The sequence below is a fragment of the Pseudoalteromonas sp. S2755 genome (assembly GCF_005886535.1).
Taxonomy (GTDB): domain Bacteria; phylum Pseudomonadota; class Gammaproteobacteria; order Enterobacterales; family Alteromonadaceae; genus Pseudoalteromonas.
Genome location: NZ_PNDS01000127.1, coordinates 1 through 18,196 on the forward strand (window position 1 = coordinate 1; position 18,196 = coordinate 18,196).

The following is an 18,196-nucleotide window of genomic DNA, read 5'->3' on the forward strand; positions in this document are numbered from 1 at the left end:
AATGTACACAGGCTCTGCGTTGTATAAACACCAATCAAGCTGCTGCAAAAATAAACTTGAAAGATAAACAGGCCCTAGAAGTCTAATTTGCATCTGCTACTCAGCCTCATTTGGCATTACATCAAAAATCGCCAATATATAAATAACAACGCAAAGCCCACTAAATAAACCAGCCCTAGTCCTGTTAGAGCCTTAGTATAAATTGGTTGACTGCGATAGATCTCACCTTTCACTAACCCTAAATTCATCCAAGCAAAGATAGGTGTAGTGACAAATGCTGAGCTCATGGCAAACATCAGCATACTTTTTAAGTCAGCCTTAAAAAATAGCACCACGGCCATACCGAGAGTTGCTTGCAGTAGTAGAATAAGCGTGTAACTCTTTTTCGTTGTGTTAGGTCGCAACAGTTGAAGCGACTCATTGAGCACCCGGGAATAGCCGTCTAACACTGTGATTGTTGTCCCAAACATACACAAAAATGCGACGCCGGCAATTAACCATCTGGCCCACTCACCAATCGTGTTGGCATACATATCAATCAGCTGCTGTGAGAATGCGACGCCAGCAAGCTCCACGGGTTTATCTTGGCCGTATTGCATTAGCATACCCAGTAAGCAAAAAACGACCGCAAGGCCCATCGTCACAAAATATCCTACTTTGAAATCCAGTAAAATTTGGCTACTTGTGAGTGGTTGTTTAGCCATCTTTGTTTTTAGCCAAGAGGAATTAATGGCTGAAATCTCGATTGGTGCGGGCATCCAACCCATTAAGGCAACTAAAAAGCCTAGTAGCGCAATGTCGTAGGGAGAAATCGGATTAGTTGGGGCTGGGTGAGCTGGTCCATTGTTAACCGCAATGGCAAGTGCCATGAGCGTGGAAATGGTCAAGATTATCATCACCCATTTGCTCGTTACATCGAGTATTTTGTAGTGTCCAACCAGTAAAATTGCCAAGCAGCTTGTTAAAAGTATAAAGCTTAACAGTTCAGTATCTATTGAAAATGGCAGCGAGTAACTTAAGAGGCTTGCAGTAAGTAATAGCACTCCTGCGGTATTTACGATGGCAGCGAAAATATTGAGCAGTACAAAAACTTTAAATCCAAAGCGGTAATGCGCGTGATAACCTTCGACAACAGTATGCTTAGAGTGGCTTGTGTACTCTACAGCATATTTAAAAAAGGGATACTTGAGCAAATTTACGACCACAATCAGCCAAATCAACTGACTACCAAACAGTGCTCCTGCTTGAGTTGATGAAACGAGGTGCGAGCCGCCTATCGCAGCAGTTGCCATTAATATTCCAGGTCCAAATATGGCAAATTTATCTTTAAGAGATAGCAGCGCTGGCAATGTAAATTCCTTAAGTTATTGTTATTCTATTGCCAATCAGTCTACGAAGTTTTAAGAATTGCCGCAATACCACGTCACCGCATAATCAAAAGGTAGTGCGAGATTGCAATTATAGGCCTGCTAATTCGCTATTTCATCTAATTCTAGAAAGTAATCTTCTAAATCTTCTTTAATATCTTGATAATCGTCTTCGTCTAAATTCAAAACTCTTAATACATCAGCCTTCATTAGATGCCAGTCTGGTGCTGCAACAAAACGCTTATTGATATGAACAAAGTTTTCCGCCATTTTTAAAGCAGCAAAGGCCAACTTTTGTTCTTCATCTTTGCAGCTACTCAAAAATTCGGGATCATGGTGGCATAGAATCATCTGACAAATACTCTGTGGCAAATTCCAAGAGGCTGCGAGGAAGTAGCCGATAATGGCATGGTTGGTCCCGTACTTTTCTTCTTCGTGGTCTACTAATAGCTTGTCGTAATCTTTGTTGGCAGCAATGAGCGTTTCCATATAATCTGGGTAATTTACCGCCATAGCAGCTATTCCTGCATCGTGAAATAGACCAAGTAAGTGCAAGTTTTCTATAGGGACACGTGATTTGAGCTTATTGCCAATCACCATGATGCTATCTGCAATGTCTGAAGCGTTATCCCAAAACCGCTCCAAACTAATACAGCATGTGCGTTGATGAAAGGTTTGTTTGAGCAAAAAGCCTGTTACCAAAGTACTGACAGAATCTAGGCCAAGAAACACCACAGCCTGTTTTACATCCGTTACTGTTCTTGCCAAGCCGTACAAGGGCGAGTTAATTATTTTTAGCACCGCAGCTGAGGTGCTGACATCATGAGCGATGATTGAAGCGATATCGTTCAGATCGGGATCTGATGTAGCAAGTGCTGCTTGCAACTCGCTTATCAGAGCGGGCTTAGGCGGTAAATTAAAACCATGTTTGACATCAGCTAACACTTTATCATCTAGATCTATCATCTAAAAATCCTTAATTCTAAGCATACAGAAAGCATAGCGTAAATTCTTTGTTGGACACTGGCTTGAGATAAAAAAATACCAAGTAGCCTACTAATTCAGCAAAGTGTCTCGTCAATGGGCACGTTTTCTTGCTTAACATGTAAATATTAAGTTATGGTTAAGCAATTTTTTTCTTAGGGCAATGGTATGCACGAAACACAACAAGCGAACTCGCAAAACTCTGCGATCACCCGTTTTCTAAACGGGATAGAGCGGGTGGGGAATAAACTCCCCGATCCTGCAATCATTTTCTTATCAGCAATGTTGCTGATCTGGCTACTATCTTGGTTATTTTCAGGCGTAGAATTTAGCGCTATCGATCCGAGAACCAATCAGGCAATTGTCGTTCACAATTTATTAGACCCAAATGCGCTTGCTGGGTTTATGGCGACGATGGTAAAAACCTTCACGGGATTTGCACCATTAGGTGTGGTGCTAGTTGCTATGCTAGGTGTGGGTGTTGCTGAACATTCTGGCTATATTAATACTGGCCTTAAAATCATGCTTAAACGCACGCCTCAAGCACTACTAACTCCTTCTATTATTCTTATCGCAATTGTAAGCCACACGGCGACAGATGCTGGATACGTGTTAGTTATTCCGCTTGCCGGTGTTATTTTCTATGCGATGGGAAGACATCCTCTTGCGGGTATTGCCGCGGCATTTGCTGGCGTAAGCGGTGGATTTAGCGCGAACTTTATTCCTTCAGGTATCGACCCGTTGCTACAAAGCTTTACCCAAAGTGCAGCGCAGATCATCGATCCAGAAATTGCGATTAACCCACTAAATAACTGGTTTTTCACTTCGGCATCGAGTCTATTCATTGTGCTTTTAGGTTGGTATATCACTGATAAAATCATTGAACCAAGACTAAAAGCGACAGAAGTTGACGGTGATACAGATAGCTTGCCTTCATTCGATGAGATCACCAGTAAAGAAAAAAAAGGCTTTGTGGTAGCGTCAACGGTGATGTTAGCAGGTATCGCGTTATTGGTTTATGCATCAAGCGGCGAAGACTCAGCACTACGCAGCCCGTCAGGTGCTTTAACTGACTTTAGTGCACCATTAATGCAATCAATTGTGCCACTTATTTTTCTCCTGTTTTGGATCCCTGGTGCGGTGTACGGTTTTGTTGTCGGAACGTTCAAAACTTCAAAAGACATGATTGATGCCATGACTAAGGCTATGAATAGCATGTCTTACTATATTGTTATGGCATTTTTCTGTGCACTTTTCATCAGTGCTTTCAGTCACTCAAACTTGGGGGCACTGCTTGCCATTGAAGGTGCTCAAGTATTAAAAGCTTTGGCGCTTCCAAGCTATGTTACAGTGATTGGTATCATCTTTCTCACTGCATTTGTAAACCTATTTGTGGGGTCAAGCTCTGCAAAGTGGGCGTTATTGGGGCCAATTTTTGTTCCAATGTTAATGCAATTGGGAATTTCACCTGATTTAACACAAGCGGCTTATCGTGTTGGTGACTCTGGCTCAAATATAATCACTCCGCTTATGCCTTACTTCCCGCTGGTTGTGGTTTATTGCCAGAAATACGTTAAGTCGACAGGAATAGGTACATTGATAGCGATGATGTTGCCTTACTCAATTGCCTTTTTGATTGGTTGGAGCATCTTCTTATTGATCTACTGGATGCTTGGTATTCCACTAGGTCTACAAGCGAGTTATGCATATCCACCTGGTATGTAATTTGAGGAATGTAACTTCAGAGGATCCTTAAAGTAATGAACTCCTGATCTAAATCTTAGATTAAGTAACAAAAAGCGCTGTTCAGTGAAATAACAGCGCTTTTTATATTCTGTTATTTTGTACTGCGCCTTACGCGGCTTTATTGATACCCAGCCAAGAAAATGAGCGATGTAAAAACGCCTCAGCGCCTGTTTCAATGCATTCACCATGGGCAATAACGATATATTGAGGCTGCCAAGCAGCCATCTTTGAAAAACAGGCTCGGGCCTGCTGCTTTCCAAACATAAATGAAGTTCGCCAGTCTATGGGCGTTTTGCCGTTAGGGCTAATAATCCCGGTGATTTTCGCTAATACTTTTTTAAAACCAGCGAAGTGATTAGGGTGAAAGTTCTCGATAAGATCCGTCAAAATTAATGTACCACTCTCTTTATGGAAGAATACGACTTCTTCCATTACTGCGCTACCTTTAAAGATCAGCTGGTCAATATCATTTTGCCACTCTGGTTCGGCGGTGTCGTCCAGCTGGCGGTGAAACTTAAGGTCGGGGCGTTTTTTGTCGACACCGGGAGAAGCAAACATAATCGCCTGTGGGAACTTTTCTTGCCAATCTCCCATAAATAGGTGATGTAGTTTATTTGGAGAAATGAGGCATCTCACTTGCCCAAGTTGCGTCAATTCACTGAGCAGTCCATCCGTTAATTTTCCTGGAGAGTGCACCCATAATGCGCCAGAGGAAAGCTTTACTATAGTGCTTCGGGTAGTGTACGGCATGCCAAAGAATGATACTGTGGGGCCGTTGTGGATCCAAATGTTTTTCCCAATTGCAATTAATTCGCTCATCTGATTTCCTTACTCTTGCTAGTGTGGATGACTATTTCAGGGCGTTTTTTTGTTTAAGATATGGCCTTATGTAAGTTTGTATGAAATTTCTTTAACTCCCTGTATTAGCTAACTTTATCATTAATCTTCGCTGCGTTGTTGAGTCCCATATCTCGCCATAAAAAGCGCAATGCTTTGCTCTACAATAAAGTCCGTTTCCTCCGTATTTGTGAGGTCAAATCCATAAAGCCGTGGGTAAAAGATAAAAGACTTGAGTTGATATAAAAACTGTTGTGCTGCGAATGCCTGATGTTCGATATACAGCGCATTGTTAGTGACAGCATCGGCTAAAAACGTTTCTAAATAACGCATACAACCTACTTTACTACTATTGAAATGCGCAGCCAATGTAGGGTCTTGCAACAACTCGATAAATGCCACGCGAGCCACTTTGATAAATGATTCAGAGGTGAGCAGATTGACTTCTCGTAAAGCGATTTCTTGAAGTTGTTTTGCAATCGAGACATCGGGTCGATATTGATAAATATCACCTTGGTCGACTTGAAGCATCATGTGCTCAAGTACGTTATACAGTAGTAATTCTTTGGTCTCAAAGTGGTTGTAGATCGTTCGTTTAGACACTTCAGCGTGCTTTGCGATGAGATCCATACTGGTATTTTGAGCACCGTGCTGAGCAAATAACTGTTGGGCAGCCTCTAGAATTTGCAGTCGCTTTCTTTCTGATTGTTTCATTTTATCTATTACAGGCAAGGGAATATCAACAAATGGATACTCCGCATTTTAGCAAAACTAAAATAAATTACACTGCTTAGTTTACTTTCTATTTTTGATGTGTAAACTACACTGTGTAGTTTACTTTTGGTGGTTATATGAAAAAGCGAACATGGTTTGGATTGATTGTGGTCTTGCTGATAGGAGTAGGAGGAGTTATGGCTTCTAATTTAAATGCTGCGGTAAATCAGAGTGGGTATTCATCAGCTCAATATAGTGATGGTAAATTTCATAATACTCATGAATCGAATAAAACGAGCCTAGGTAAGACGCTGGAAATTTTTTGGCGCTTTTTTACCGAGCAAAAAGTCAATGCGGTGCCGAAGGTTGATATGCCAGTAAAAGTGCTCACCGAGGCGAATTTAAAGGCACTTTCTGATACGCACACTCACGTTATCAAACTGGGACATTCATCAGTACTTATTAAAGCGCAAGGGAAATATCTTCTGATTGACCCCGTTTTTGCTGAACGAGCATCACCATTTTCATTTATTGGTCCAAAGCGTTTTCATCAACCACCTATTTCTATTGAATCATTGCCTAAAATTGATAAGGTGCTGATTTCACATAATCATTACGACCACCTAGACAAGGAAAGCGTAAAGCGATTAGCAGACAGAGTGGGGGAATTTTATGTACCTTTGGGCGTAGAAGGTGATTTGCAAAAGTGGGGAGTTCCCGCCGAGAAAATAAAACAGTTTGACTGGTGGCAGTTTGAAGAAACCGCTGAGTTAACACTCACCTTTACACCTACTCAGCACTTTTCTGGACGTGGACTTGGAGATGCAAATAAAGCCCTTTGGGGAGCGTGGGCTATTCGCACAGTAGACAAAAATATCTTTTTTAGTGGAGACTCTGGTTATTTTGCTGGATTTAAGGAAATAGGTGAAAGGCTTGGCCCGTTTGACCTAACCTTAGTAGAGACCGGCGCCTATGATAAAGATTGGTCTGATATACACATGACGCCAGAGCAAAGCGTACAGGCCCATATAGATTTACGAGGAACGCATATGATCCCCATTCATAATGGTACTTTTGACTTAGCTTTTCACTCTTGGTTCGACCCGCTCGTTAGAGTCAAAGTTGCAGCTGAGCAAAATCAAGTGACGTTGGTAACGCCTGTTGTAGGTGAAGTGTTGACACTTTCAGAAACGCTACCAAGCCACAGCTGGTGGGAAACGCTAGTGCCTTAATATTGGTATCGTAGTAATTGAATAAGGGCTACCGTATTAGGCATACACCCTTATTCAGTATTCTGGTGTTAAGCAATCAACATTCTTAATGAAAAGGCCATAAGCAAAACGGCAAGTGCTTTTTCAACCAAGTTCATCTTGTTCAAGAACCAAGCGCGAGAAGACGTGGCTGAGAATAATAAGCTGACACAGATAAACCATAAAGCGTTAACACTGCACATCCAAGCGCCGTAAAAAAGTTGAATATGTAACGGAGTTCCCTGGCTGACCACATTAGTCACTACGGCTAAGAAAAACAGGGTTGCTTTTGGGTTGGTTGCATTAGTTAAAAAACCAAGACTAAAGGCTTTTTTGAGCGACTGTGAGCTTACATCAGCCTGGGCATTTTCTGCATCCAGTTGAATGGTTCCTGCACTTTTGAGCAATTGAATAGCGATGTAGATAAGATACGCAGCGCCGATTAATTTAGCTACTTGTAAAACCCAAGGTGAGGCCTGCATCAGTGCGCCGACACCAAGTAAGGTATATGAGATATGAACACTAAGCCCAGCGCCAATCCCCAAGGCTGTCATTGCGCCATGTAGTCTGCCGTATTTTAAGCTCTGTCTGACTGTAATAACAAAGTCGGGGCCCGGCAAGATCACTGCAACAAAATGAATGATGACTAATGACAAAAACTCTGGCCAATACTGCACCATAATAAGCTCCCAATATAATATTGAATAATTGAGAGCATTGTATTTTGATTCTCCTAGGAAGATAATAATCTAAAAATAGAATTAACTTTTGCGTAGAGCGCACAAATGGGAGAGTTATGACGACCAGTAAACATATTGAACTACTGCAAGAAATGTCGATTTTTGTTTCGGTAGTGAATACTGGAAGCTTCTCCAAAAGCGCTCGGCAATTAGGTGTCTCGCCGTCATCAGTGAGTCGTGCCATAAAACACCTTGAACAGCAATTGGGGGTGTGTTTACTTCAACGTACCACACGTAGCTTAAGATTGAGCGAGACAGGAAGGGCTGTGTATGAGCGCTGTACTCAATTGGAACAAGCCGCCAAAGACGTCATCTCGCTTTGTGAAAGCTATCATCAAACGGCACAAGGAACAGTAAAAATCGCAGCGCCAAAAGCGGTCGCACATTCACTAATTCACCCAAATGTGATGGCGTTTCTAGGCGAATTTCCAAATATTGACGTTCATTTGGTGCTAGATGACAACGCGTTGGATTTGATCCGTGATGAAATAGACATTCTATTTAAAATTACCAACGAGCCTCCACAAGGCTTAATAGGTAGAAGCGTAATGACGATAGAACACATAGTGGCTGCATCACCAAAATATCTTGCGATCCACTCAATTCCTACTCACCCTAAAGAACTAGTACAACACAGCTGTATTGCCTTGGGGGAAACGGATGCTGATGCTAAGTGGCGATTCAGAAAAGGCACACAAAAACTAACAACTCCAGTTAACGGGCGCTATAAAGCGAATCATACTCGAGTGAGGTTAGATGCTGCGCTGCAAGGGCTTGGGCTCACAAGCCTACCGATGTTTGTAGCTAAAGATGCGTTAGCGTCAGGGGAGTTGATACAGGTATTACCTGAATGGCAATTTGAGACTCACTATTCAGGCGAGCTGTGGATGCTATATCCAGCAACTCGCCATATTCCTGCAAAGGTGAGTATTTTTGCTGATTTTATTGTACAGCGACTCACAAAGACTTGTTATTAATAGTCTCTGTTACCTAGAGCGAAAAGCGATAACTTAATGTTGCGCTCGCTTGATATTGACTCATTACCTCATTGTCGAAGTGCCAGCTACAGGTATTTTGGGTTTCTGGGTCAACATCGCATGTGACTTTAGAGTTGTTGTTGAGGATAGTTGCAATCCATCGTGCTTCAGCACCGAGATGAAAACCTGCGCCAAGATTGTATTCAAGGCCGGTATATAAACCCGAGGCAAAGAAAGTATCGGAGTCGATAAAATTAGGGTCAACAAAGGTCGCACCAAGCTGTAAGCCTAGATAAACATCTAAGTTATCTGTGAGAGGGCGTACCACCGCACTTTGAAATAATAGATACTCCATTTCCACTTTATTTAGCGGATAAGCGGTAAGTTGGGTCTCAGTTTTTCCGTAGTAGAAGCCATAACGGCCTTCAGGCACATATTTGTCGATACTTAATCCAAAGTGCGAATCGTCTTCTAATTCATACTTTTGATGGCGAGAAGTTTTGATATCACTGCTGTAAGTTTTGCCACCATGTATTGAGACACCAAAGTCTCCATAGTCTGCAGCACTGACGTTGCTCGAAACAACTAACGCCAAAATAGTAGCTACTGAAGCAAATTTCATAACGTTCATATCCTTGAGTCGGAATAATTTTTTAGAATTGGGCTCTAGTATATCAATGATGAAAGAAAATAATAACGATGTTGGTCTATTTACTTGCATTTCTTTGGTTAGATTTTTATTATTACTTCGCTTATTTGATTTGGAAAAGTACCTTGCAAGTATTCTTACGTTTACTTATCACAATGTTCGTGGTGGCTACACTAAGTGGTCAAAACGCGGCTGCCTCTATGGCAGCATGTGAAATGCATGGTGCTACCAGTCATGAAACAAGTCATCAAATGCTTCAAAGTAACGTGCAATCGGCTGAGCCTCATCATCATGAAATGATGGTTGAGACGGATTGTTGTGACCCTCAGAACACAGCACAATGCAGCGATTGTACTTGTCCCACACATATGTGCTCCACAAATCTTGCAGCGTTTTCGCCAAGAGAGTGGGTAGCGCCTATTGTACTGAAAAACGATAAATTAAGTTTCACAAGTGGTCAGCTTAGCGACTACCCTCGCTCTCTTTATAAACCCCCAATACTTGCCTAACCTCAGGGCAGATCTGCCTTAATTTCAAAGCTTTGTACGATTAATCGTCTTTTTTGGCGTAATTTTCAACGAATTGATTGATACCTGTTGCACTAACGTAATTGGTATTGCATGCGAGGTTAGCATGAAAAAGTTTTATTTAGTGATGATGTTATGGCTAATGAGTGCCATGGCATACGGTAAATCCAATATAGAATTGGAAGTCTTTAAATCCCCAACCTGCGGCTGTTGTGAGCTGTGGTTAAGCCATTTAACTGCGCAAGGTATCGCGCACAAAGCCACCGATTTAAATTATCTTGGCTCACTTAAGAGTAAGTTTGGTATTAAGCAAAACTTTCAATCTTGTAACACCGGGGTTTCTAAAAATGGTTTTATTTTTGAAGGGCATGTTCCTGCCAAATTTATTAAACAGTTTTTGCAAAACGAAACGTTAACCCAAGACACACAAAATATCGGCTTGAGTGTGCCGGCTATGCCACTGGGATCGCCTGGTATGGAAGTTGGCGAGCGTTTTATGCCTTATCAAGTATTACTACTTAAAAAAGATGGGAGCTATGAGGTTTTTGCTCAAATTGACAGTTATGAGGCGCAATTCTAATGACAATCAAAGTTTCCTTGTTTATCGCAATACTGATACTGCCACAGATAGCACAGGCTAATATTGCAACGTTAGAGCAAGCGATAGATGCCGCCATCAGTAACGATCCTTGGCTTAAATCTAGTCAATACAAGCGTTCTGCGATGCAATCTATGAGCCGCGAAGCACTAAGCTATCCTGATCCTCAGGTGTCCATCGGTATGATGAATCTGCCTGTTGATAGTTGGGAGTTTAATCAAGAGGGGATGACCCAACTTAAAGTTGGCGTGATGCAGATGTTACCGCGAGGAGATAGCCTCGAAATTAAGAGCCTGCAATTGGCACTTGACGCTAAAAAGCAACCGATTTTACAAGCGGATAGAAAAGCGCAAGTGCGCCGCGATGTTTCTCAGGTGTGGCTTGATATTGTACAAGCCAAAAAGACGTTAGAACTGATTGAACGCGATAGTGTGCTGTTCGACCAGATGGTAGAAATAGCCAATGCTAGCTACTCCAATGCGCTAGGTGCAACACGCCAGCAAGATGTGATCCGTGCTCAGCTTGAGGTGATGCAATTAGACGACAAGCGTTCCGCGGCTTATCAGCAGCTTAACACCGCTAAGGCAAAGCTTTCGCAATGGCTATTAAATGATGCATTCACTAATTCAAATGCACTGAGTGTCCTTGAACAAAACAAAGTGACACTGCCGTTGATCCGCTCAATTGCGCCAAAGTTGATGCAGCAACGTCCAGTTGATAGTCAAGCTGTAGTACAGCATTTGACTCATCACCCGTTGGTTGTTGCCGCCGACGTTGATACATACCGCGCCAATCAAGGGGTAAAGTTAGCTGAGCAGGCATATAAACCACAGTTTTCCGTCAATGCGAGTTACGCATATCGGGATGATGCACCGGATCAGATGTCTCGCACTGACTTTTTCAGCGTTGGTGTGTCGTTCGACGTTCCGTTATTCACAGATGGAAAACAAGACCTGCAAAAAGCGGCAGCGACCGCACAAGTCGAGGCGAGTAAAACCGACCGCTTGCTGGTGCTAAAGCAGCTGTTTTCAAACTTAAATGGAGAAATTCAAACTATCCAACGATTGCAAGAAAGGCAATCGCTATATGCAAAATCAATTGTGGCACAAAGCACTGAACAAGCCGAAGCTGCATTGACCGCTTATACCAATGACGATGGCGACTTTTCCGAGGTGGTGAGGGCGCGCATCGCGAAACTGAATGCCCAGTTATCAGCACTTTCCATTGATATTGCATTGTTAAAGGCGGTGGTACGCAGTAACTATTATTTGGCTCAAATTGAAGAGGGTGCAAGCTATGAATAACAACTTAAAAATGACGCTGGTTGTCGTCACGACATTAACGGCAGGCGTGCTAGTTGGGACAAACCTCTCTTCAAGTAACGAATCTACGGTAGCGCAAAACGCTGAGAAAGCACCACTTTATTGGGTCGCGCCTATGGATCCGAACTATCGTCGTGATAAGCCAGGTAAGTCTCCGATGGGAATGGATCTGGTGCCTGTGTACGAAGAAGAGTCTGCGAATGCAAAATTTGGTGAGGGGGTTGTGGAGATAGCGCCTCACGTTGAAAACAACTTGGGCGTTCGTACTGCGGTGGCCATGCGCCAAGCGATGTCTCAACAGATCCGTACGGTGGGGTATGTTCAGTATAACGAAGATAGTCTAGTGCACATTCATCCTCGAGTTGAGGGATGGGTTGAAAAGCTCTACGTGAAAGCAGCAGGAGATCCGGTGAAGCAAGGTGAACCTCTGTACACCTTGTATTCGCCGCAACTGGTCAATGCGCAAGAAGAATACCTTATTGCTAGAAAGCGTAATAATCAGGCGCTGATAAACGCAGCGCATGAAAGGCTCAAGGCATTACACCTGAGTGATGACTTTATTGATACGCTGAAAAAAACGGGTGAAGTGCATCAAAGCATTACCTTTTATGCGCGTCAATCGGGGGTGTTGGATGGACTCCAGATCCGAGAAGGATTTTACGTAAAGCCAGGCACAACGCTCATGAGTATCGCCAAACTAGACGAAATTTGGGTCGAAGCTGACGTATTTGAACGTGATGCTACGTTGGTCGCTCAGGGGCAAGCGGTTTCCATGAGGTTAGACTTTTTACCTGGCAGAATGTGGCGAGGGCAAGTCGATTACGTCTACCCCTCACTCAATGAAAAAACACGGACACTTAGAGTAAGACTCAGGTTTGACAACAGTGATGCGCTGTTAAAGCCGAATATGTTTGCGCAAGTGAACATTCAAGCCGATTCTCGTGACAATGTACTTCAAGTGCCGAGTGAGTCTGTGATCCGCACTGCCAAACAAAATCGTGTTGTCGTTGAAGTTGCACCCGGTAGCTTTAAATCGGTTGTTGTAGAACTGGGTCAAATTGGTGATGAAAACATTGAAATCCTCAATGGCCTTAACGAAGGTGACAAGATAGTTACGTCAGCCCAATTCCTGATTGATTCTCAATCGAGCATTACTTCTGACTTTATGCGTATGGCGCCAGTTGCAGAAGCTAAGTCCGTTTGGATTGAAGGAGAAATTCAAAGCGTGAACGACCAAAGTCGAGTGGTGAATATCGATCATCAGCCCGTACCCGAGTGGGAATGGCCTGAAATGGTGATGGACTTTACAGTGGCTGACAGTGTCAATGTTGACGAATTAAACGCTGGACAGACTTTGCATTTTGAAGCCACGAAACAAGATGATGGCAGCGTATTACTGACTGGCATTCACATTATGTCTGAAGGAAATACGACCGAAAATACCTTACCAACAGCAACAGTGGGTGGTGTGATAAACGCTATCAACCCTGACACCCGAGTGCTTAATATTTCTCGCGACGCCATTGAAAAATGGGATCGTCCCGCAACAACGATGGACTTTGTTGCAGCTGAGCACATTGATTTAAGCCAGCTTATGACAGGAATGAAGGTGACTTTCACCTTTGAAGTGGGTGACGAATTTGTGGTGACTGATATCAAACCTGCAGATGAGATGTCAGTGAATATGCACTCTGGCCACTAAGGAGCGTTCACAATGATCCAAGCAATAATTCGCTGGTCAGTATACAACCGCTTTTTTGTGGTACTGCTGACACTGATGCTGGTGGGGGCTGGGCTATTTACTCTTAAAAATACGCCTGTCGATGCCATTCCGGATTTGTCTGATGTACAAGTCATTGTCAAAACACCTTATCCAGGACAGGCACCACAAGTGGTGCAAGATCAGGTGACATTTCCGCTGACCACCGCAATGCTCTCTGTGCCGGGCGCAAAAACCGTACGTGGTTATTCCTTCTTTGGGGATTCCTATGTTTACGTTATCTTTGATGATAAAACGGATCTTTACTGGGCGCGCAGTCGGGTGCTCGAGTATCTAAGTCAAGTCGCACCACAATTACCTGATGCGGCAAAACCGCAGTTGGGCCCTGATGCCACTGGGGTGGGGTGGGTGTATCTTTATGCATTAGTTGATAAAACCGGTAAACACGATATTAGCCAACTACGTAGCCTACAAGACTGGTTCTTAAAGTTTGAGCTGCAATCGGTTGCTGGTGTGTCAGAAGTAGCGCCGATTGGCGGTATGGTGAAACAGTATCAAGTACAGGTTGATCCCAATAAACTGCGCGCTTACGGCATTCCGCTTACGCATGTGCAGCAGGCGTTGCAAAGCGGTAACCAAGAATCGGGCGCTTCTGTGATTGAGATGGCTGAAGCTGAATATATGGTGACAAGTACGGGATATATTCAAAGCGTTAAAGATATTGAAGCTATCCCACTTGGGCAAGCTGTCAAAGGCACGCCATTAACGATAGCAGATGTTGCGTCTGTCAATATTGGACCGCAAATGCGTCGTGGCATTGCCGAGCTTAACGGTGAAGGAGAAGTTGTTGGCGGTGTTGTAGTCATGCGCTTTGGAGAAAACGCGCAAAAAACCATCGACGGCGTAAAGCAAAAACTTGCTGAGCTACAACAAGGCTTACCTGAAGGGGTTGAAGTGGTGACGGTTTACGATCGCTCCGAGCTTATCACCAAAGCCATTGATAATCTTTGGTCTAAACTGCTCGAAGAGCTGGTGGTGGTGGCCTTAGTGTGTGTGGTGTTCTTATTTCATATTCGCTCTTCCGTGGTTGCCGTGATCACTTTGCCACTTGGCATTCTGGTGGCTTTTATCGTGATGTATTTTCAAGGGGTGAACGCAAATATCATGTCCCTTGGTGGCATAGCCATAGCTATCGGGGCGATGACCGACGGTGCAATCGTGATGATTGAAAACATGCACAAACACATGGAAAAAACGCCACTCAATGATGAAAATCGCTGGGAAATCGTCGCTAAGTCGGCTTCTGAGGTGGGTCCTGCGCTGTTCTTTAGTTTGCTGATTATTACCGTAAGCTTCTTACCTGTGTTTATTCTTGAGGCGCAGGAAGGGCGCATGTTTGCACCACTGGCATATACTAAAACGTATGCGATGGCCGCATCGGCAGGGCTTGCTATTACGCTTATACCCGTGCTGATGGGGTATTTTATTCGCGGTAAAGTTGTGCCCGAGCATAAAAACCCAATCAATCGAATGTTGGTTGGCGCGTATACGCCGCTATTAAAGCAAGTATTACGCTTTCCTAAGCTGACGTTGTTGGCCGCTGCAGTTGTTACTTTCGTTGGCTTTTATCCAATGGATAAAATCGGCAGTGAGTTTATCCCACCTTTGGATGAAGGGGATTTAATGTACATGCCGACTACATATCCAAGTATTTCGATTGGTAAAGCCAGAGAAATCTTACAGCAAACTGACAAGTTGATAGCGACGGTGCCTGAGGTAAAAAATGTCTTTGGTAAAATCGGTCGCGCGGAAACCGCAACCGATCCTGCCCCGTTGACGATGATTGAAACCTTTATTCAATTAAAACCTAAAGAACAGTGGCGTGCGGGAATGACCACTGAAAAGCTCAAAGCTGAGCTCGATAAGCTGGTACAGTTTCCGGGCTTAACCAATGCTTGGGTGATGCCCATCAAAACGCGTATTGATATGCTCGCGACGGGGATTAAAACGCCTGTTGGAATTAAAGTCGCAGGTCCAGATTTAGATACTATCCAAAAGATTGGTCAAGATCTTGAACGTATTCTGAGTCAGGTAGAGGGCACCGCTTCGGTCTATTCAGAGCGAGTAGCTGGGGGACGCTATATTAAGGTTGATATTCAACGTGATAAAGCCGCGCGATTTGGGCTCAATATTGCCGATGTCCAGCAAGTGGTCGCAACTGCAATTGGTGGAATGGATGTCACGCAAACCATTGAAGGGCAAGAGCGCTATCCGGTTAGTTTACGCTACCCGCAAGACTTACGAGACTCTCCAGAAGCACTGCGGAAGCTTCCTATAGTCACCGCCGAAGGATTAAATATTGCCCTAGGTGATGTTGCAACTATCTATATTGAAAACGGACCACCTGGCATAAAAAGCGAGAACGCTCGCATTAATGGTTGGACGTTTATCGATTTAGACGGAGTTGATGTTGGCAGTTATGTGGCTACCGCTAAACAAGTGCTGAGTGAGCAGCTGGAGTTACCTGCAGGTTATTCCATCAGTTGGGCTGGTCAATACGAGTATATGGAGCGTGCTAAAGCTAAATTGACTTATGTGGTGCCGCTCACGCTTGGGATCATTATCGTTTTACTCTATTTGAACTTTAGAAGTTTTAGTGAAGTGGCAATCATCATGGCGACGTTACCTATGGCGATGATTGGCGGGCTGTGGTTATTATACCTTGAGGGGTTTAACTTTTCGGTCGCGGTAGGCGTTGGTTTTATAGCGCTTGCAGGTGTTGCTGTTGAAATAGGCGTGATCATGCTCGTGTATCTCAACCAAGCCATTAGTGAGCTTAAAGATAAACCGCAAGCATTGACAGTTGAGGCCATTAACAATGCCATTTTAGAAGGCGCGGGCAAGCGTATTCGTCCAGTCATGATGACGGTGGCAACGATTATTATTGGGTTATTGCCAATCCTTTATGGTTCGGGCACAGGTTCTGAGGTGATGAGCCGCATCGCCGCGCCTATGGTGGGCGGCATGGCAAGCGCGCTATTACTTACCTTAGTGGTGTTACCCGTAGTATATATGTTGATGATCCGTTGGCGTGAGAAAGTTAATAATTAATCGATAGCGGAAAAAGTTTGCCTCAAGCGCAGTAATATAAGCGCTTGAACGGCAAACTTTGGTTTGGCAAAACCCGATTACATCGAAAAAGTGGTTAAAAGACTCTTAGGACCCAAACTAACCCGAGATCAGGTTAATAACGCTTCCTTGGCGCACTTATTGCTGTACTAGAACAGCCAATGCACCAAGGAGCGAGTATGTACATTCAAAATTCACCTTATTCACAAATGTATGGTTCGAACGATCTTTATAGTCGAAAGAACAATAATGCTGTGAGCGATCAAGACATTTCTAATTCAGTGGCAAAAAACTCAGGTACACCTTCGTTTATGGAAGCCGCAAAGGCCGTTCAAGAAAAAGCCCCGAACAACACCCAATCGACCTACCTTACCAAGCATTTTGAGCAAGCTGAAAAGCTAGCCCATGAAGCTCTGGTGAGTTCGAATCACAAAATAGGCAGCCGCGAATATAACATCGAGATGTATCGTGAAATGATGACGAACATTGTAGAGATGCCAATTGAAGTAGAAATTGCACCAGAAGAGATGAATCAAGCGCTGTTATTTAATCATCTGGGATTAGACTTTAAAGAGTATAAAACCATTTCAGTGCGTTCAGAGTTGTTAACTATGCTTGAGCAAAAAGTTGAGCAGGACAGTACGCTAATTAGATCAGATAAAGCAAAACTAACCGCAATTATTACCGATACGCAAGATAGGCTAGAGGCCGCGCAAGCCGCGTTGCTTGAAGGTGAAGATATTACTCAGCGATTACAAGATAGTAAAAGGGCGATTTATGATTCGTATGAACAGCTTAAGCTTGGCAAGGTTAGTCAGCGAGACCTGATTTCGGTTTTATAGTCGACTTGAATTTAACTGAATTAGATGAAAAGGCATTTGTTGACGTATTTAACCTGCCAGAAAAAATTACCATCAAGACTGCTAGCACCGCAGATATAGAGGTAATGGCGTTAGTGACCAAAGCGAGTTGGCAAGCGGTTTTCAGTGGCTTTTTACCAGAGCAAGTGCTAGCAGGGGGAACCGTCGAATTTTTCGCAACGATTTGGTCGGAGATCATCAAGAATTCTGCAACCCAAACGGCATTGCTCGTGACTGATGGCAGGAAAATATTAGGCTGCGGTGCGGCGGGTAATTACCGTCGAATGTATAATCCAGTTAGCCAAAAAATATCGAGAGCGAATGCGGGTGAACTATATCGCGGTTATATTTTGCCAAGCCATCAAAACCGTGGATTAGGTCAAGCGCTGTTAAAGGCGCGTTTATTAAAACGTTATGAGCAAGGCTGCCAAAGCGCGTATACTTGGATTTATGAGCAGAACCAACAAGCGCGACGTTTTTACGAAAAGCATGGGGCGGTAAACCCCGACCAAGCCCAGGAGGTAACAATGAATCGCTTTATGTTCGAAGAAGTGTGTTATGGCATAGAAGTAAAGCGTGTTTTTGATTTTTGGTAATTGCATCTAGATTCAGCAACTCAAAAGCTCCTGACTGTACAACATTGTAAACTTGGATGGGAATAAAATTCTTTATGTAAAAAATGTTTTTATTTTGTGTAGGTTTTATTTTTTGTTAATAAAATCAATTTGTTGTGTTATTTTCAAAATCCATAAAGGAAGGATAATTAAATATTATAT

16 protein-coding genes are annotated in these 18,196 nt (G+C 43.4%); 10 read left to right on the forward strand and 6 right to left on the reverse strand.

Annotation, left to right across the window (positions count from 1 at the left end; translation table 11 throughout):
• Window positions 1-116 precede the first annotated feature (116 nt).
• Both CWC03_RS18335 and CWC03_RS18340 read right to left on the reverse strand, forming a co-directional pair.
• A complete protein-coding gene (locus CWC03_RS18335; protein ID WP_138583104.1) occupies window positions 117-1,349 on the reverse strand; it encodes an NRAMP family divalent metal transporter in 1,233 nt (410 codons plus the stop codon).
• A 120-nt stretch (window positions 1,350-1,469) separates the two neighbouring features.
• Window positions 1,470-2,333, reverse strand: a complete 864-nt coding sequence (locus CWC03_RS18340; RefSeq protein WP_138583105.1) for an HDOD domain-containing protein — start codon at window positions 2,331-2,333, stop codon at window positions 1,470-1,472.
• 186 nt (window positions 2,334-2,519) lie between these two features.
• Here CWC03_RS18340 and CWC03_RS18345 point away from each other — a divergent pair, with 186 nt between their 5' ends.
• Window positions 2,520-4,076, forward strand: coding sequence for an AbgT family transporter (locus tag CWC03_RS18345; protein WP_138583106.1), 1,557 nt, complete (start codon window positions 2,520-2,522; stop codon window positions 4,074-4,076).
• 129 nt (window positions 4,077-4,205) lie between these two features.
• Here CWC03_RS18345 and CWC03_RS18350 read toward each other — a convergent pair whose 3' ends face one another.
• Window positions 4,206-4,916: a DUF4336 domain-containing protein gene (locus tag CWC03_RS18350; RefSeq protein WP_138583107.1), complete on the reverse strand. Its 711-nt coding sequence runs from the start codon at window positions 4,914-4,916 to the stop codon at window positions 4,206-4,208.
• 120 nt (window positions 4,917-5,036) lie between these two features.
• Window positions 5,037-5,648 carry a TetR/AcrR family transcriptional regulator gene (locus CWC03_RS18355; RefSeq protein ID WP_138583108.1) on the reverse strand — a complete coding sequence of 204 codons (612 nt, stop codon included), beginning with the start codon at window positions 5,646-5,648 and terminating at the stop codon, window positions 5,037-5,039.
• Window positions 5,649-5,845: 197 nt separating this feature from the next.
• Between CWC03_RS18355 and CWC03_RS18360 the strand changes: the two genes are divergently transcribed.
• Window positions 5,846-6,880 (forward strand): MBL fold metallo-hydrolase, encoded by a 1,035-nt coding sequence (locus CWC03_RS18360; RefSeq protein ID WP_138583109.1) that lies wholly within the window; start codon window positions 5,846-5,848, stop codon window positions 6,878-6,880.
• A 68-nt stretch (window positions 6,881-6,948) separates the two neighbouring features.
• On the opposite strand, the gene CWC03_RS18365 is transcribed toward CWC03_RS18360, so the two are convergent.
• Complete coding sequence (locus tag CWC03_RS18365; RefSeq protein ID WP_138583110.1) at window positions 6,949-7,578, reverse strand: LysE family translocator; 630 nt, start codon at window positions 7,576-7,578, stop codon at window positions 6,949-6,951.
• 116 nt (window positions 7,579-7,694) lie between these two features.
• On the opposite strand from CWC03_RS18365, the gene CWC03_RS18370 reads away from it, so the two are divergent.
• On the forward strand, window positions 7,695-8,615 hold the full coding sequence (locus tag CWC03_RS18370) for a LysR family transcriptional regulator (protein WP_138583111.1): 921 nt from the start codon (window positions 7,695-7,697) through the stop codon (window positions 8,613-8,615).
• A 13-nt stretch (window positions 8,616-8,628) separates the two neighbouring features.
• Here the strand turns inward: CWC03_RS18370 and CWC03_RS18375 are convergent, their stop codons facing one another.
• Window positions 8,629-9,237, reverse strand: coding sequence for an outer membrane beta-barrel protein (locus CWC03_RS18375; protein ID WP_138583112.1), 609 nt, complete (start codon window positions 9,235-9,237; stop codon window positions 8,629-8,631).
• Window positions 9,238-9,389: 152 nt separating this feature from the next.
• Here CWC03_RS18375 and CWC03_RS18380 point away from each other — a divergent pair, with 152 nt between their 5' ends.
• The 7 genes from CWC03_RS18380 (at window position 9,390) to CWC03_RS18410 (ending at window position 18,016) form a co-directional block, all read left to right on the forward strand.
• A complete protein-coding gene (locus tag CWC03_RS18380) occupies window positions 9,390-9,773 on the forward strand; it encodes a hypothetical protein (protein WP_249314075.1) in 384 nt (127 codons plus the stop codon).
• Between the two features lie 124 nt (window positions 9,774-9,897).
• Window positions 9,898-10,371 (forward strand): DUF411 domain-containing protein, encoded by a 474-nt coding sequence (locus CWC03_RS18385; RefSeq protein WP_138583113.1) that lies wholly within the window; start codon window positions 9,898-9,900, stop codon window positions 10,369-10,371.
• Complete coding sequence (locus tag CWC03_RS18390) at window positions 10,371-11,693, forward strand: TolC family protein (RefSeq protein ID WP_138583114.1); 1,323 nt, start codon at window positions 10,371-10,373, stop codon at window positions 11,691-11,693. The genes CWC03_RS18385 and CWC03_RS18390 overlap by 1 nt, the downstream gene beginning before the upstream one ends.
• Complete coding sequence (locus CWC03_RS18395) at window positions 11,686-13,413, forward strand: efflux RND transporter periplasmic adaptor subunit (RefSeq protein WP_138583115.1); 1,728 nt, start codon at window positions 11,686-11,688, stop codon at window positions 13,411-13,413. The genes CWC03_RS18390 and CWC03_RS18395 overlap by 8 nt, the downstream gene beginning before the upstream one ends.
• 12 nt (window positions 13,414-13,425) lie before the next feature.
• Window positions 13,426-16,542 (forward strand): efflux RND transporter permease subunit, encoded by a 3,117-nt coding sequence (locus CWC03_RS18400; protein WP_138583116.1) that lies wholly within the window; start codon window positions 13,426-13,428, stop codon window positions 16,540-16,542.
• A gap of 197 nt (window positions 16,543-16,739) precedes the next feature.
• A complete protein-coding gene (locus CWC03_RS18405) occupies window positions 16,740-17,402 on the forward strand; it encodes a hypothetical protein (RefSeq protein WP_138583117.1) in 663 nt (220 codons plus the stop codon).
• Window positions 17,403-17,407: 5 nt separating this feature from the next.
• Window positions 17,408-18,016, forward strand: coding sequence for a GNAT family N-acetyltransferase (locus CWC03_RS18410; RefSeq protein ID WP_138583118.1), 609 nt, complete (start codon window positions 17,408-17,410; stop codon window positions 18,014-18,016).
• Window positions 18,017-18,196: the final 180 nt, after the last annotated feature.

Bases quoted from the DNA above. Each gene is read 5' to 3' on its own strand.
- CWC03_RS18340 (WP_138583105.1), bottom strand. From the start codon at position 2,333: ATGATAGATCTAGATGATAAAGTGTTAGCTGATGTCAAACATGGTTTT.
- CWC03_RS18345 (WP_138583106.1), top strand. From the start codon at position 2,520: ATGCACGAAACACAACAAGCGAACTCGCAAAACTCTGCGATCACCCGT.
- CWC03_RS18350 (WP_138583107.1), bottom strand. From the start codon at position 4,916: ATGAGCGAATTAATTGCAATTGGGAAAAACATTTGGATCCACAACGGC.
- CWC03_RS18355 (WP_138583108.1), bottom strand. From the start codon at position 5,648: ATGAAACAATCAGAAAGAAAGCGACTGCAAATTCTAGAGGCTGCCCAA.
- CWC03_RS18360 (WP_138583109.1), top strand. From the start codon at position 5,846: ATGGCTTCTAATTTAAATGCTGCGGTAAATCAGAGTGGGTATTCATCA.
- CWC03_RS18365 (WP_138583110.1), bottom strand. From the start codon at position 7,578: ATGGTGCAGTATTGGCCAGAGTTTTTGTCATTAGTCATCATTCATTTT.
- CWC03_RS18370 (WP_138583111.1), top strand. From the start codon at position 7,695: ATGACGACCAGTAAACATATTGAACTACTGCAAGAAATGTCGATTTTT.
- CWC03_RS18375 (WP_138583112.1), bottom strand. From the start codon at position 9,237: ATGAAATTTGCTTCAGTAGCTACTATTTTGGCGTTAGTTGTTTCGAGC.
- CWC03_RS18385 (WP_138583113.1), top strand. From the start codon at position 9,898: ATGAAAAAGTTTTATTTAGTGATGATGTTATGGCTAATGAGTGCCATG.
- CWC03_RS18390 (WP_138583114.1), top strand. From the start codon at position 10,371: ATGACAATCAAAGTTTCCTTGTTTATCGCAATACTGATACTGCCACAG.
- CWC03_RS18395 (WP_138583115.1), top strand. From the start codon at position 11,686: ATGAATAACAACTTAAAAATGACGCTGGTTGTCGTCACGACATTAACG.
- CWC03_RS18400 (WP_138583116.1), top strand. From the start codon at position 13,426: ATGATCCAAGCAATAATTCGCTGGTCAGTATACAACCGCTTTTTTGTG.
- CWC03_RS18405 (WP_138583117.1), top strand. From the start codon at position 16,740: ATGTACATTCAAAATTCACCTTATTCACAAATGTATGGTTCGAACGAT.